The sequence below is a fragment of the Allohahella marinimesophila genome, from assembly GCF_039538005.1.
GTDB lineage: Bacteria > Pseudomonadota > Gammaproteobacteria > Pseudomonadales > Oleiphilaceae > Allohahella > Allohahella marinimesophila.
Map to the genome: position 1 here is coordinate 22,491 of NZ_BAABBO010000007.1, position 14,234 is coordinate 36,724.

Consider the following 14,234-nt stretch of genomic DNA (forward strand, 5'->3'; position numbering starts at 1 on the left):
TGCATTCGCTTGAGGCTGCGGTTCGCCTCCGCTACCATGGCTTTCCGCCCAGCCGATGCTTGAGCGACGGCTTTGACTTCTTTTCAGGTGCTTTCAATCCGCTATGCCAAAAAAGCTTCGTGTATCGGTGAACAATCCGCAGACTTCCAGTCAGCGGCCCTTGTCACCGACTGTATATGTCACTCAGTACCACTGGCCACGAATCATTGGTGCCGGACTCGTTCTGCTCGGGCTAATCGTTGTGCTGTATTTCTGGGCAGCCTCTGATGATGTCGTGGATGAAAAAGGCTTGGCCAGTGATGGGGATATCGATATCAGTTCACCTGCGTCTTCCGAAACGTCCGAGGTACCAGTATTCGTGGAGCCGGGCTCGGATAGTACTGACGAAGCAGTGGCGACCGAAGCTGAAGAGACCAGCGTGCCCAATGAGCGGCCAGCCGTCAATCGACAGCAAGTGCCGGTGCCCCGGGACACTACCCGTGAAGGCGCTTTCGGGGGCGACAGGCCGCTTGCGGAATCCTTGAGTGATCAGGTGCATCAGCGGCCGCAGGCTGGCGACTCACCGTCCATCCTGGCACCAGAAAGCGAGAGTGAGCGCTCGAAATATCGGCTGACAGTCCAGGATGAGCCTGTCGCCAGGCCCAAGGCGCCTGCCGAAGCTGCGCCGTCTCAGCCGAAAGGCCCATCACCCGAAGGCATCATGAGCGTACAATCCAACAAGGTTCTACGGGCCGTAATCACTGATGCCGTCAGTAATAGTGAGCCCGCTAAACTACTCAATGATCCTGTGAGGATCGGCAGCGGGCGTCAGACGACTGTTCACCTGTTTGCCGAAGTCGAAGACCTTAAGGGCGAAACCCTTCGTCTGCTGTGGTTTCATGCCGGCAGCGAGGTGCTGAGCCTTCCACTCAGGGTGCATAGCGAGAAAGCTGTGCTGACTTCCAGCGTAACGATTGAGAGCAGCCAGAGTGGCGACTGGCAGGTTGAAGTACGAGATGCGTCCGGCCAGCCTATGGCATCTGGACACTTCCAAGTGACGAATCAATAGATGAGAAAGATCAAAATGAGAGCATTCCCCAGTTTTCCTCAAGCGCTGACGACAAATTTGCCTATCGCAAGATCGACCCGTCTCTTTCAGACGAGCCTCATCGCGCTGATCCTGATGGTCCTGCAGGCCTGTTCGGGTTATACGGTCAAAACCGATAAGGATGACAGCTTCGTCCTCGGCGAGTATTCGAGCTTTCGTTTCGTCGACCAGGTGACCGCGGTCACCAAATCGTCTGACCTCGTCAATCCATTGGTGGTTAACCGCGTTCGCGAATCGATCGCTCGAGAGCTCAAGTCAATGGGGCTCGCCCAAGCGTCTGCTGCTGCCGCTTCTGAGGGGCTGCTGCTGGTTGATTTCGCGCTACAGTCTGAAGAGCGAGTCAGATACCGCCCAAGCACGCTTTCATTGGGCTTCGGTGTCCGTCGTGGTGGTCTTCTGATGGGAGGCGCACGGGACGTGATGCCCGAAGATTACACCGCAGGTCGCTTCGCGGTAGAGCTGAGAAAGCCTCTGCCAGTATCTGCCGAGGATGACGGCGAAGCAGTCGACGACAAGACTACCAGTGAGGTGGTGTGGTTTGGCGTGGCGAATCACAACTTTCTCGGCATGAGCGCCAACGACACTCAGGAGCAGGTTGATGAAGTCGTCAGCGCGCTTCTGGAAGAAGTGCGCCCATCGTCCGACGACTGAGCGATAAGGCCAGCTGATACTGGCCCTTTCGTCTGCCTCTGTCAGAAGCGCCTTCAGAAATAGTAATTGAGCCCAAGCTCGGCATAGTCGTCGTTGCGCAGCGCAAAGGCGCTGTCGTCTTCGTCGGCTTGGGTGATCAGTCTGACTGCAAATTCGAGTTTGAGGTCATCCCGAAGACGCCTTTCAGCCTCGATGCTCAGAAAGGTCGTACCCCCTGCAAGATCCACGACGGCGCCGCCAAGTATTGAAGTGCCGTCAATGTCGTTGGCAGCCCATCGGAGGCCAGCAAATACGTCATCGTCGCCCTGTACCGGGTCAATTCGCTCGTCGCGACGGTCGTTCAGATACTCAAGCAGCAGCCCCAGGTCGCCATCCGTACCGAATATCTGGTAGATCGTGTACTCGAGCCCGCTGACAGACGCGAGAAAATCGTCTTCCGCCGTGGATCGATAGATGGCTTCGAGCTTCAGTAGCCACGAGTCGACGGTATATTGCAGGTCAAGACCGTACTGGCGCATCTGCACGTACCGGGCTTGCAGACTTGCGGCAGGCGGGAAACCTGCAGCGGCGGGGGGCTCCAGCAGTAATTCGTAACGGGGCTCTCGATTGGTGCCGTTGAAATAACTGATTCCGAAATCCAGACTCTCGATATAATGGCTGTAGCGGACAGCAAAATCGTTATGCCATTCCTCATCCCCGCTGTCGTACAAGGCCTCATTGTCGATGCTCAGCGGCAGGCGAAATCGGTCGTTATCGTCCGGCAGGGTGCGTTCACGAAAATAAGGCAGTATGAAAAAGGCGATCCGACCCCAGTCTGCCTGAAGATTGAGGTTGAGCATGGGCTGCCCCAGCTTGTCCTCGCCGTCGATGTTCTCCACCAGGTCAGATTGATTGATCACGTCGACCAGGTGGCGCGATTCAGTGACGCCCCAGAAGACCTTGTTCGCTCCAGCCACGACATCCCAGTTATTGCCTTCATAGATCATGTAGAGCTCCCGGACGTCAGCATGGCTGCGATAGCTGTCTCCGAGAAAGTTTTCGCGAGCAAAACCCTTGAAGTAAACAGCCACAGGCGCCTCACCGCGCCAGGACACTTCAGGCTCCCAGGCAATGGACGGTCGAAGCGGTGTCGTCTGGCCATAAAGCGCGTCCTGCCAGAAGTAACGGACTTCGCCCTGCACGCGATGGCTCATGCTGAGATCATCGAGGACGGCTGCAAATGCAGGTGTGGTCACGATAGATGCTAACAGGATGGCCGAGCCCAGCAAGGATCGTTGCTGCGCGTAGGGGTAGAATATACAGCTGGAGCTCATAACGTTCTCTTGTGCGGTGGTCTTATTTTTTTCGACTGATGAATTCGATAAAGTCGCGTTCAGGCATGGGTTTGCCAAACAGGTAGCCCTGAACGGAGTCGCAGCCGTGTTCCTTCAGGAAGCGAAGTTGCTCGAGGTGCTCTACACCCTCGGCGACGACATGCATACCGAGATTCTTCGCCAGCGACAGAATCGCCAGAGCAATGGCCTGAGCCTGTCTTGGATCCGGTTCGGAAAGACCGGACGCTGGATGCTGGGCCTGCTCGTGGAGCGAGCTGTAATAGGAACTCAGCTCATTGACGAACGAACGGTCTATCTTGAGCGTGTCGACCGGCAGCTTGCTCAGGTAAGACAAGGATGAATAACCAGTCCCAAAGTCATCTATCGACACACCACAGCCGATCTTGCGCAATTTGGCGATGACGTTGCTGGCCCTGTTGAGCTCGTCCATGAAGATTGACTCCGTGACTTCGAAACGGAATCGTGTCGGCGGCACGCCATGTTCGAGCAGAATATTCTCTATCGTTTCGAACAGAACATCCTGTCGGAATTGCACTGGCGAGAGATTTACGGCGATGCGGAAGTACTGGTCGTTAGCCAGAAAGGGTATTGCGCCAGATTGCAGACGCTTCAGCAGGATGCAGACCTGCTCGATCACCCAGATGCCAAGCTGATTGATAAGTCCGGCGCTTTCAGCGACAGGCACGAACTCTGAGGGACCGATCATGCGGAATTGCGGGTGATGCCAACGAAGTAGCGCTTCGGCACCAATGATCTGATGGTTATCGACCTGAACGATGGGCTGGTATACCACCTGCATCTGACGTTCGCGAAGTGCAATGCGGAGGTCCGTCACGATCATGTGCCGACGCTGATTTCGCTTGTTGATCTTTTCATCATAGAAACGGTAGGTATCACGGCCGTCTTCCTTGGCCTTGTACATCGCGCCGTCTGCAAGTTTCAGCAAGGCGTCACCGTCATCCGCGTGCTGAGGAAATCTGGCGATGCCGATACTCGCCCTGGTCGATACCACATGACCAGACAGTGTAAAGGGCTGTGCAAGCGCACTGATGCAGTCAGTGGCGATTTTGCCAAGCAAGGCGTCGCTGAGCTGGGCATCGGGGGAGGCCGCGATGATAAGAAATTCGTCACCACCCAGGCGGCCAAGCACGCCTGATTTGCCGAGAACCGTTACGAGCCGGGCTGCAGCTTCCCTGAGCAGCACATCCCCGGCTTCATGGCCTAGCGAATCGTTGACCAGTTTAAAATTGTCGAGATCAATATACATGGCGGCCACCTCGCCAGAGTGGTCACGCGCCGTCGCCACGGCTTCATTCAGTGTACGCAGGCTGCAATCCCTGTTTGGAAGGTTGGTCAGGCCGTCAAAGTTGGCGAGGCGGTCGAGCGTGGCAAGGGCCTTGTCGCGTTCCTTTCTACGCTGCGCGATCGTGCTGAGCATCTTGTTGTAAGTGCGCACCAGAGCGCCGATTTCGTCGTCACCTTCCACCTGAACGCGCTGGTCATAGTCAGCATTGTCCAGTATCGAAGTGCTGACGCGCTGCAATGCAGCCAGTGGCCTCAGGATGGCGCCCTGCATCCGGTAGGCCACTAATGAAGCTATGGCCACGGTCGTCAACACGGCCGCCAGTAGCAGCAGTGTCAGCAATGCGATTCGGTCGCCGAGGATAGACGCGTCGGCTTCCGCTTTCAGATAGGCGACAAACGGTGATGCTTCGCCGTCGACGAGGCGGCCAACACCGTAGCTGCCAGCCCTCCACTCGGAAAAGTCGCCGCCCGAACAGCTGGCCGCTTCGTTCTGCCTGACTATGGCACTGGCGGGCTTGAGATCTGCTGCTGTATAAAAGAATTCATAATTTTCCATCGTCTCACTCAGACAGACGGCCACTGTCATGTCGTGCGCAGTCGCCACGGCCGAGAGGGTGCGAACGAGGGTGATCTTCGAAGCCTCCGATCCATCCTGAGGATGTGCCTGGATTATCAAGGCCAGCGTCTGCACCTCTGCCTCCACAGCGCTTTCGAAATCATTCCGTTGCTGATTGGCGTAGAGCAGCACCAGTGCGAGAGACATGACGAGAGTCACCCCGAAGGTGGTAGTGCAGAAGACGAAGGAGAACTTCGTTCGCAGCGGGGCGTTCTTGTACCACTGTTTCAACGCCTTCAAGCGTGCACTCCGGTCTGGACACGCCACTGACGATAGTATGCCCCATTGCTCGCCAGAAGCTGGCTGTGGCTGCCACTTTCCATAATCTTGCCATCTTCCAGTACCACGATCCTGTCGGCATCCACCACGGTGCTGAGACGGTGGGCGATGATGATCAGGGTTCGATCCTGGCGAATCTTCACCATACTTCGCTGTATGGCCGCTTCTGTTTCATTATCGACGGCACTTGTGGCCTCATCGAGTATCAGTATTGCTGGATCTTTCAATAGTGCCCGCGCAAGTGAAATGCGTTGTCGCTGACCGCCGGACAGTCTGACACCACGTTCGCCGATCTGTGTGTCGAGGCCTTCCGGCAAGCGACTGATGAAAGACCAGGCCTCTGCCATGCGGGCCGCCTGTTCGACGGCTTCCCGATCAGCATCCGGGCGGGCATAGGCAATGTTCTCGAAGAGTGAGCCATCAAATAGGAAAACGTCCTGGCTCACCAGCCCGATGGCATCGCGCAGGTTCTGCAGCGACACCTGACGAATGTCGTGTGAACCGATCGTGATGCCGCCACTACTTGGGTCATAAAACCTCAGCAGGAGTTTGATGAGGGTGGACTTGCCGCTACCGGTAGTGCCCACGAGCGCAAGCGTACTGCCACCCTCTATGGTGAGATCGACATCTCTGAGAGTAGGGGCGGCTGCCTGTGCGTATGCGAAATTGACTGCATTGAAACGAATGTCATCAGCCACAGAAAACGATACCGCTTCGCCTCTTGTGGAATCCACTACGGTGACAGGCGTGTCAAGCAGACCGAGAATACGCCGCGTGCTCGCCATGGCGCGTTCATAAAGATCCACTGTGCCAGCCAGCGAAGTCAGCGGCCAAAGCAGTCGCTGAGTCAGAAAAACGAGTACACCATAGGCGCCAACGCCCAGTTCACCGTCCAGCGCCTGCATGCCACCAACGACCAGGGTGGCCAGAAACCCTGCCAGTATCGCCATTCTGATGATGGGAATAAAAGCAGAGCTGACCCGAATGGCCGCCCTGTTCGAAGCCACGTAGGACTCACTGATCCGTCTCAGCTCGGCAGCTTCTCGCTTTTCGGCCGTGAAACTCTTGATGGTGGCAATACCGCCAATATTGTTGGCCAGGCGGCTCGACAGGTCACCGACTCGCCGTCTGACATCGTCATACAGCGGCTGTGCGCGCTTCTGGAAGGCAAAGGCCCCGTAGATAATGACGGGGATCGGTGTGAACGCGAGCAGGGCAATCATCGGACTGATGTAGAAAAAGACGCCGCCGACTGCGATCACAGTCACGAAGACCTGAATCAGCGCATTGGCCCCACCGTCCAGGAAGCGCTCGAGCTGATTGACGTCGTCGTTCAGGACTGAGATCAGTTCGCCCGAGCTGCGCGACTCGAAATACGCCATATCCAGCTTCTGCAAATGCTCGTATCCATCCTGTCTCAGGTCCGACTGCAGTTGCTGGGCGAGGTTTCGCCATAATATCAAATAGGCATATTCGAATATGGACTCGCCGGCCCAGATGAGGAATGTCAGCACGGCGAGCAGCGTTATCTGCATGGCAGGCGATTCGACGCCAAGCTGAGCGACAAAGCTGCTCTGCTGATTGACGACCACATCGATGGCAATACCGATGAGGATTTCAGGGGCGATGTCGAACAGTTTGTTCACCGCCGAGCAGATGCTGGCGGTGATGATCTGGCGACGATAGCCGCGGGCATATCTGATCAGGGAGTACAGCGCCTGGAAACTTGAGCTGGCCACTACAAATTAGTCCTGCCGTTTTATGAAAAGTAGAGAGATTCGTCGAGCCGCTTGCACCTGCAAACCGGGCGTATCATAGTAGTGCGAAGCAGGTCAGTGCATTCAAATGCTGAAGCTTGAAGTAGTCGCCTGATCGCCTGCAGAATAAACAACACCAAGGAATTCATAATGAAAGTAGCCGTTCTGTCCCGGAACAAGAAGCTGTACTCGACCCGCCGGCTGGTAGAGGCCGGAGAGGCACTTGGGCATGAAGTCCACGTGGTCGATACCTTGCGCTGCTACATGAACATAGCCACTGCCAAACCGACCATACACTATGCGGGCAAGCCGCTTGAAGGCTTTGATGCGGTCATTCCACGAATTGGCGCATCGATCACGTTCTATGGCGCTGCTGTGCTGCGCCAGTTCGAGATGATGGGAGTCTACCCTCTGAACGAATCTGTTGCCATAACCCGATCCCGCGACAAACTGCGCTCGCTGCAGCTTCTGTCTCGCAAGGGCGTAGGCCTCCCGGTCAGTGGCTTCGCCCATTCGCCAGGCGACATCAACGACCTGCTGCAGATGGTGGGCGGTACGCCTGTGGTCATCAAGCTGCTCGAGGGCACCCAGGGCATTGGTGTCGTGCTGGCTGAAACCAAGAAAGCTGCCGAAAGCGTCATCGAAGCCTTCATGGGTCTGAAGGCCAACATTCTGGTACAGGAATACGTCAAGGAAGCCGGCGGCGCGGACATTCGCTGTTTCGTCGTCGGCGACCGGGTCGTTGCAGCCATGAAGCGCCAGGCCCAGCCCGGTGAGTTTCGCTCGAACCTCCATCGTGGAGGTAGTGCCTCACTGGTCAAGATAACGCCGAAGGAACGTCAGGCGGCGCTGAAAGCTGCACAGGTCATGGGGCTGAACGTGGCAGGGGTGGATCTCCTGCGCGCAGAGGCCGGACCGAAAATCATGGAAGTCAACTCCTCGCCAGGCCTTGAAGGTATCGAAAATGCTTCAGGTAAGGATGTGGCGACCATGATCTACCGCCACCTCGAAAAAGTAATGGAATCCAACAAGGCGACGACGAAGACGCGTGGTAAGGGTTAGGACGGGTGAAAGGACTAGTTGGCTGGCGTGAATGGGTGGGTTTGCCGGATCTCGGCATCAGATATCTCAAGGCCAAGATCGATACCGGGGCGAAGACCTGTTCGCTTCATGCCATGCATATCAGAATCATAGAGCAGAGCGGTGTGCGATATGCGCGCTTTCATACCAGTCCGGTTCAAGGCCGTAGCCATGCCCTTGTGCTGTGTCAGGCGCCATTGGTAGATGTTCGCGACGTGACCAATTCCGGGGGGCAGACTGAAACCCGTTATGTCATTCATACTCACATGCGCTTCAGGGACCACAGCTTTGACTGTGAAATGACGTTGTCTGAGCGTGGCGATATGGCTTATCAGATGCTTGTGGGACGAAATGCGCTGCGGAACCGCTTTATCGTTGATTCAGGCGGATCATTCCTGCAGGGGAAACCACCTCAGATCATTCCGGTGATCAAACCGCCCAAAAGAGTACCGAAGACGAGCAAGGCAACACCGAAGCAAGCTGATAGTGATTGAGAACGGAACCACTTTCCTCAGAAGAAAACTCGGAACGACGACATGCTGAAGAAGATACTTATCGCCAACCGGGGCGAAATAGCGGTACGGATTATTCGTGCCTGCCGTGAACTCGGTATTCCCTCGGTAGCGGTCTATAGCGACGCCGACCGTTTTGCGCTGCATGTCAAAAAGGCTGATGAAGCCTACGGCCTTGGCAGCGACCCGCTGGCGGGCTATCTCAATCCTCACCAGCTGGTGAATATTGCCGTGGCGGCTGGTTGCGACGGCATCCACCCTGGCTATGGCTTTCTCTCCGAGTCGGCTGAATTTGCCAGTGTCTGCGAGTCACGCGGCGTGACTTTCATAGGTCCAACCGCCGAAGTCATTTCCCGCATGGGTGACAAGACCGAAGCCAGAAGTAGCATGATCGCGGCAGGCATTCCGGTCACGCCCGGCAGCGAAGGCAATCTCATCGATGTCGAGGATGCGGTACAGCAGGCCGATGCCATTGGCTACCCCATCATGCTGAAAGCGACGTCCGGCGGTGGCGGGCGCGGCATTCGACGCTGTGACAGTGAGCGCGAGCTGCGCGACAATTATCAGCGCGTTATCTCAGAGGCCACGAAGGCCTTTGGGCGGGCCGAAGTCTTTCTCGAGAGATGCATCGTCAATCCTCGTCATATCGAGGTGCAGATTCTCGGTGACCAGATGGGTAATGTGATTCATCTCTACGAGCGGGACTGTTCCATACAGCGCCGAAATCAGAAGCTGATCGAGCTGGCGCCGTCGCCGCAGCTCAATGACGAGCAGCGTAACCTGATTGGTGAGCTGGCTGTACGGGCAGCCAAGGCGGTCGACTACACCAATGCCGGTACCGTGGAGTTTCTCCTCGACGACAAGGACGATTTCTACTTCATGGAGATGAATACCCGGGTGCAGGTGGAGCACACCATCACTGAAGAAATCACAGGGGTAGACATTGTCAGAAAGCAGATCGAAATTGCGTCTGGGTTGCCACTTGGGCTGCAACAGTCGGATATCAGGATAAACGGCTTCGCTGCGCAGTTCCGTATCAACGCGGAGGATCCGCAGAACAATTTCCTGCCCAGCTTCGGTACCATCAGCCGTTATTACGCCGCTGGCGGGCCGGGCACACGAACAGATACGGCCATTTACTCTGGCTATACCTTACCGCCGTACTATGACTCGATGTGCGCCAAGCTCATCGTCTGGGCAGCTGACTGGGAAAGCCTGTTGAGCCGCTCGGAGCGTGTGCTGAATGACATCAGGCTATTCGGCATCAGAACCACGATTCCGTACTATCTGAATATTCTGCAGCATCCGGATTTCAGAACCACGAATTTCAATACTGGATTCATTGCAGCGAATCCACAGCTGGCCGAGTACAGTCTGAAAAAGACGCCCAGCCAGGTGGCGACGGTGATCGCGGCCGCACTGGCCGCTCAACAGTCATGGTAGAACAGGCTTCAACACAATCAGCTTCAAGCTCCACTAGAGGGTAAGACAGGTCATGGCGAGAAAGATCCACATTACGGACGTTGCATTGCGCGACGGCCATCAGTCGCTGCTGGCGACCCGTCTTCGTACCGAAGACATGTTGCCGGCCTGCGAAGCGTTGAACAAGGCAGGTTACTGGTCTCTGGAAGTGTGGGGTGGTGCCACCTTTGATGCCTGCGTACGTTTTCTCAAGGAAGACCCCTGGGAGCGACTGGTCGCCCTACGCAAGGCGCTGCCTGATACGCGGCTGCAAATGCTGCTGCGAGGCCAGAACCTCCTCGGTTACCGTCACTATGCTGATGACGTGGTACGCGCCTTCGTGGCCAAGAGCGCGGAGCTCGGTATCGACGTGTTCCGGATTTTTGATGCCCTCAACGATGAACGCAACCTGCGTACCGCCATCGAAGCCACCAAGGCGGCTGGCAAGCACGCACAAGGCACCATCTGCTACACCGTGAGTCCTGTGCATACCATGGAGCGCTTCGAAGACCTGGCTCGCTCGCTGGTCGATATGGGTAGTGACTCCGTGGCCATCAAGGACATGGCTGGCCTGTTGACGCCCTCGGCCACGGCTGAACTCGTCAAGCGTCTGAAAAACATCATCGAAGTGCCCTTGTTCCTGCATACGCATTCGACGTCAGGTATGGCCCCTATGTGTCTGATGAAGGCGGTCGAAGCGGGTATCGACCATATCGATACTGCGCTGTCTCCGCTGGCCGGTGGTACAAGCCATACACCAACCGAAACCATGGTCGTCGCCCTGGAAGCTGCAGGCTACGAGACAGGGATAGATCTAGATATCCTCAAGCCAGCCGCCAAGCATCTGCGCACTGTGCGCAAGAAGTACGCTCAGTTCGAGAGCGATTATTCGGGCGTCGATACCGAGGTGCTCACATCGCAGGTACCTGGCGGCATGATGTCCAACCTCAGCAATCAGCTCAAGGAGCAGGGCGCTCTAGACAAGATAGATGATGTTTTCGCTGAAATACCGGCTGTACGCAAGGATCTGGGGTATCCGCCACTGGTAACACCGACCTCACAGATCGTCGGCTCTCAGGCTGCTGTCAATGTCATGAGCGGCAAGCGTTATGCTTCGGTCACCAATGAGGTGAAGCGTTATTTGCAGGGTGGCTACGGCCGAACGCCAGCACCCGTCGATCAGGACCTTCTGAAGTCTGCAATCGGTAATGAGGAAGTGATCACACACCGACCCGCTGATGATTTGCAGGACGAAATGGCCACGCTGAAGGCAAAGGTCGCGAGTCTGCTCTCTTCAGGTGATAACAAGGCGGAGGTGAAGGACACCGACGTGCTCATCTTTGCGATGTTCCCCGATCTCGGTGGTGAGTACCTCAAACAGCGCGCTGCGGGTACCTTGCAGCCCGAAGTGCTACTCGACCCAGCCACTGCCAGCGCGGTACAGACTGGCGCTGCGGTATCAACAGAGTTCAAGATCGCGCTTCACGGCGAACAGTACGATGTCGCCATCACTGGGCTCGGCCCGAAAGGCAAGGCGGAACGACGCATCTACCTGACGGTCGACGGTATTCCGGAAGAAGTCATCATCGAAACCTTCGATGCGGTGGAGTCAGGGCAGACCGGGCAACAGCGACCCCAGGCCGGCAAACCAGGCCACATTGCGACTTCGATGCCCGGCAACGTCGTCGATGTGCTGGTCAAGAAAGGCGACAAGGTCGAGGCAGGCCAGGCTTTGCTCATTATCGAAGCCATGAAGATGGAAACCGAAATCAGGGCGGATGTCAGTGGGACAGTCAGTGAGATCTACGCGAAAAAAGGTGATCGCGTAGCGCCGGCGGAGACCTTGGTGGCCATTCAGCAGGACTGAAACGGCCACGCCGGGAGACGCGTCTGGCGGTCGGGCCCTTCATGGGTCAGGTCGACAGGCCGCGTCGAGCTAGAGTTGTGTCTAAAGTGTGAACAAACCTGTATACTGCGCAGCCTGATTCTGTCAGGTGATTTTGATTGGCTTAATTTGAAGCTCGGAGTTTGCCCCTAACGGCGAGGCTACCAGCTTGCGATACCCCGCTTCCCCCCGGCCGGCCTTGATGTCCGCCCCTCTGAAGCAGGCCAGATGCGCTCATCCCTTCAGAACATCCTGTACAACATTTGGCAGCAGGACCAGCAAGCGCGGGTCCATAACTTACTTGCCGGTTCCTTAGTGACTCGCTGGTTCATTTCTAGAATAGGTATACCATGTCTACACAAAACGAAGGCGCTCCGTCTTCAACACAAGCTCCTGTCGCTGATGAACAGGCTCAACAGCCAGACTTCATCAGTCTTGGTCTCCCCGCCAGCATGCTGGAGACGATTTCGAAACTGGGTTATGAAACACCCTCGCCAATTCAGGCCAAAACCATTCCATTGCTGCTCGGTGGCAATGATGTTGTAGGTATGGCGCAGACGGGCACCGGCAAGACCGCCGCGTTTGCGTTGCCTATACTGGCGAAAATCGATACCCACAGCGCTGATATCCAGGCGCTGGTCCTTTGTCCGACGCGTGAACTCGCGCTGCAGGTGTCAGAAGCCTTCCAGACCTATTCAGCCGGTCTTGGCGGCAAGTTCCACGTCCTGCCCCTGTACGGTGGTCAGGATATGCGTGCACAGCTTCGTTCTCTCAAGCGCGGCCCTCATGTCATCGTCGGCACCCCGGGCCGTCTGCTGGATCACCTCGAGCGGCGCAGCCTGGACCTCAGCAATCTGAAAACTCTGGTGCTCGACGAAGCTGACGAAATGCTGCGAATGGGCTTCATCGACGATGTCGAAACCATTCTGCAGAAGACGCCGGCCGACCGTCAGGTCGTGCTGTTCAGCGCCACCATGCCGCAGGCTATTCGGCGCGTCGCTGAAAAGTATCTGAAAAAGCCCGTCGAAGTTCGTATTGAAAGCAAGGCGACTACTGGCGAGAACATCAAGCAGTTCTTCTGGCTGGTCCGTGGCATGCAGAAACTCGATGCGCTCACGCGCATTCTCGAAGTCGAGCGCTTCGATGGCATGATCATCTTCGTGCGCACCAAGACGGCGACCACAGAGCTTGCCGACAAACTGAACGCCCGTGGTTTTAACGCGGCCGCACTGAATGGCGATATCGCTCAGGCGCAGCGTCAGCGCACTGTCGAGCAGCTCAAGGAAGGTCGTCTCGATATCCTGGTGGCTACCGATGTGGCGGCTCGCGGCCTCGACGTCGAGCGTATCAGCCACGTTATCAATTACGACATTCCTTACGACAACGAAGCTTACGTTCACCGTATCGGCCGTACCGGTCGGGCAGGGCGTGAAGGCAAGGCCATACTTTTCGTGGCGCCACGTGAACGCAATATGCTGCGCTCCATCGAGCGCACGACCCGACAGCAGATCCCGCCCTTGGAACTGCCATCGCGTGACGATCTGATCGCACAGCGTATCGATCGCTTCAAGACCGAGATTCTCGAGACCATCGAGTCCCAGGATCTGGCATTTTTCCAACAGGTGGTCGAAGAGCTGTGTCGCGAGCGTACCTTGACTGAAGTCGAGGTCGCTGGCGCGCTGGCCTATCTGCAGCAGAAGGATCGTCCACTTCGGCCGAAGCCCGAGCGCGAAGAGCGAAGCCCGAGAAGCCAGCCGGAGTGGACCAGTGGTGCCGATGCCCGTTCACCGCGGTCGCGAAATGACAGTGATCGTGGTCCTGGCGCTGGCCGGCCGCCGCGCTCGCATTCTGCAGGCCCCGAAGCTGGCATGCAGCGCTATAAAGTGGCCGTTGGTCACCAGGATGGCGTGGCACCAGGTGAGCTCGTTGGCGCCATTGCCAATGAATCAGGCATCGAAGGACGCTACATAGGTCGAATTCAGATCTATAATACTTTCAGTACAGTAGATCTGCCGGCGGAAATGCCAGGTGAAGTCACCGAGTTGCTGCAGAAAACCCGTGTGAGGCAGAAGCCTCTGCGAATCACCGTTTTCGATGGTGAAGTGCCTGCAGACGAGATGACCGGAGGCTTTCGCAAGCCACGTGGACGTAACGAAGGTGGGCCTTCTGGCCGCAAGCCGCCGCGACGTGACAAGCCTGGTTTTTCGCGCGATGATGGTGCACGCAAGGGACCGCGCAAGCCTCGAGACTAGGGCAGATCTGTTCCG

10 protein-coding genes are annotated in these 14,234 nt (G+C 56.7%); 7 read left to right on the plus strand and 3 right to left on the minus strand.

From position 1 onward, the window contains the following. The first annotated feature begins 103 nt into the window (after positions 1-103). Entirely contained in the window at positions 104-1,048 is a 945-nt protein-coding gene (locus tag ABD735_RS05795) for a DUF2914 domain-containing protein (protein WP_344804253.1), read from the plus strand. After that, complete coding sequence (locus tag ABD735_RS05800; RefSeq protein ID WP_344804255.1) at positions 1,049-1,738, plus strand: DUF4136 domain-containing protein; 690 nt, start codon at positions 1,049-1,051, stop codon at positions 1,736-1,738. A 53-nt stretch (positions 1,739-1,791) separates the two neighbouring features. On the opposite strand, the gene ABD735_RS05805 is transcribed toward ABD735_RS05800, so the two are convergent. The 3 genes from ABD735_RS05805 to ABD735_RS05815 are packed head-to-tail and all read right to left on the minus strand — an operon-like array spanning position 1,792 to position 7,011. Beyond that, positions 1,792-3,051, minus strand: a complete 1,260-nt coding sequence (locus tag ABD735_RS05805) for a hypothetical protein (RefSeq protein WP_344804257.1) — start codon at positions 3,049-3,051, stop codon at positions 1,792-1,794. 22 nt (positions 3,052-3,073) lie between these two features. After that, positions 3,074-5,233 (minus strand): EAL domain-containing protein, encoded by a 2,160-nt coding sequence (locus ABD735_RS05810; RefSeq protein WP_344804259.1) that lies wholly within the window; start codon positions 5,231-5,233, stop codon positions 3,074-3,076. Then, complete coding sequence (locus tag ABD735_RS05815) at positions 5,230-7,011, minus strand: ABC transporter ATP-binding protein (protein WP_344804261.1); 1,782 nt, start codon at positions 7,009-7,011, stop codon at positions 5,230-5,232. The genes ABD735_RS05810 and ABD735_RS05815 overlap by 4 nt, the downstream gene beginning before the upstream one ends. A gap of 168 nt (positions 7,012-7,179) precedes the next feature. Between ABD735_RS05815 and rimK the strand changes: the two genes are divergently transcribed. The 5 genes from rimK (at position 7,180) to ABD735_RS05840 (ending at position 14,219) form a co-directional block, all read left to right on the plus strand. Then, positions 7,180-8,091 (plus strand): 30S ribosomal protein S6--L-glutamate ligase, encoded by a 912-nt coding sequence (rimK, locus tag ABD735_RS05820; RefSeq protein WP_344804263.1) that lies wholly within the window; start codon positions 7,180-7,182, stop codon positions 8,089-8,091. Positions 8,092-8,096: 5 nt separating this feature from the next. Next, positions 8,097-8,603 carry an ATP-dependent zinc protease family protein gene (locus ABD735_RS05825; protein WP_344804265.1) on the plus strand — a complete coding sequence of 169 codons (507 nt, stop codon included), beginning with the start codon at positions 8,097-8,099 and terminating at the stop codon, positions 8,601-8,603. 42 nt (positions 8,604-8,645) lie between these two features. Further along, complete coding sequence (locus tag ABD735_RS05830) at positions 8,646-10,064, plus strand: acetyl-CoA carboxylase biotin carboxylase subunit (RefSeq protein WP_344804267.1); 1,419 nt, start codon at positions 8,646-8,648, stop codon at positions 10,062-10,064. Positions 10,065-10,116: 52 nt separating this feature from the next. After that, on the plus strand, positions 10,117-11,949 hold the full coding sequence (gene oadA / locus ABD735_RS05835; RefSeq protein WP_344804269.1) for a sodium-extruding oxaloacetate decarboxylase subunit alpha: 1,833 nt from the start codon (positions 10,117-10,119) through the stop codon (positions 11,947-11,949). A gap of 368 nt (positions 11,950-12,317) precedes the next feature. After that, positions 12,318-14,219 (plus strand): DEAD/DEAH box helicase, encoded by a 1,902-nt coding sequence (locus tag ABD735_RS05840; RefSeq protein ID WP_344804271.1) that lies wholly within the window; start codon positions 12,318-12,320, stop codon positions 14,217-14,219. The last annotated feature ends 15 nt before the right edge of the window (positions 14,220-14,234 follow it).

What these genes read in the sequence shown, in the direction of transcription:
- rimK (WP_344804263.1), top strand. Translation starts at nt 7,180, where the DNA reads ATGAAAGTAGCCGTTCTGTCCCGGAACAAGAAGCTGTACTCGACCCGC.
- oadA (WP_344804269.1), top strand. Translation starts at nt 10,117, where the DNA reads ATGGCGAGAAAGATCCACATTACGGACGTTGCATTGCGCGACGGCCAT.
- ABD735_RS05840 (WP_344804271.1), top strand. Translation starts at nt 12,318, where the DNA reads ATGTCTACACAAAACGAAGGCGCTCCGTCTTCAACACAAGCTCCTGTC.
- ABD735_RS05830 (WP_344804267.1), top strand. Translation starts at nt 8,646, where the DNA reads ATGCTGAAGAAGATACTTATCGCCAACCGGGGCGAAATAGCGGTACGG.
- ABD735_RS05805 (WP_344804257.1), bottom strand. Translation starts at nt 3,051, where the DNA reads ATGAGCTCCAGCTGTATATTCTACCCCTACGCGCAGCAACGATCCTTG.
- ABD735_RS05795 (WP_344804253.1), top strand. Translation starts at nt 104, where the DNA reads ATGCCAAAAAAGCTTCGTGTATCGGTGAACAATCCGCAGACTTCCAGT.
- ABD735_RS05800 (WP_344804255.1), top strand. Translation starts at nt 1,049, where the DNA reads ATGAGAAAGATCAAAATGAGAGCATTCCCCAGTTTTCCTCAAGCGCTG.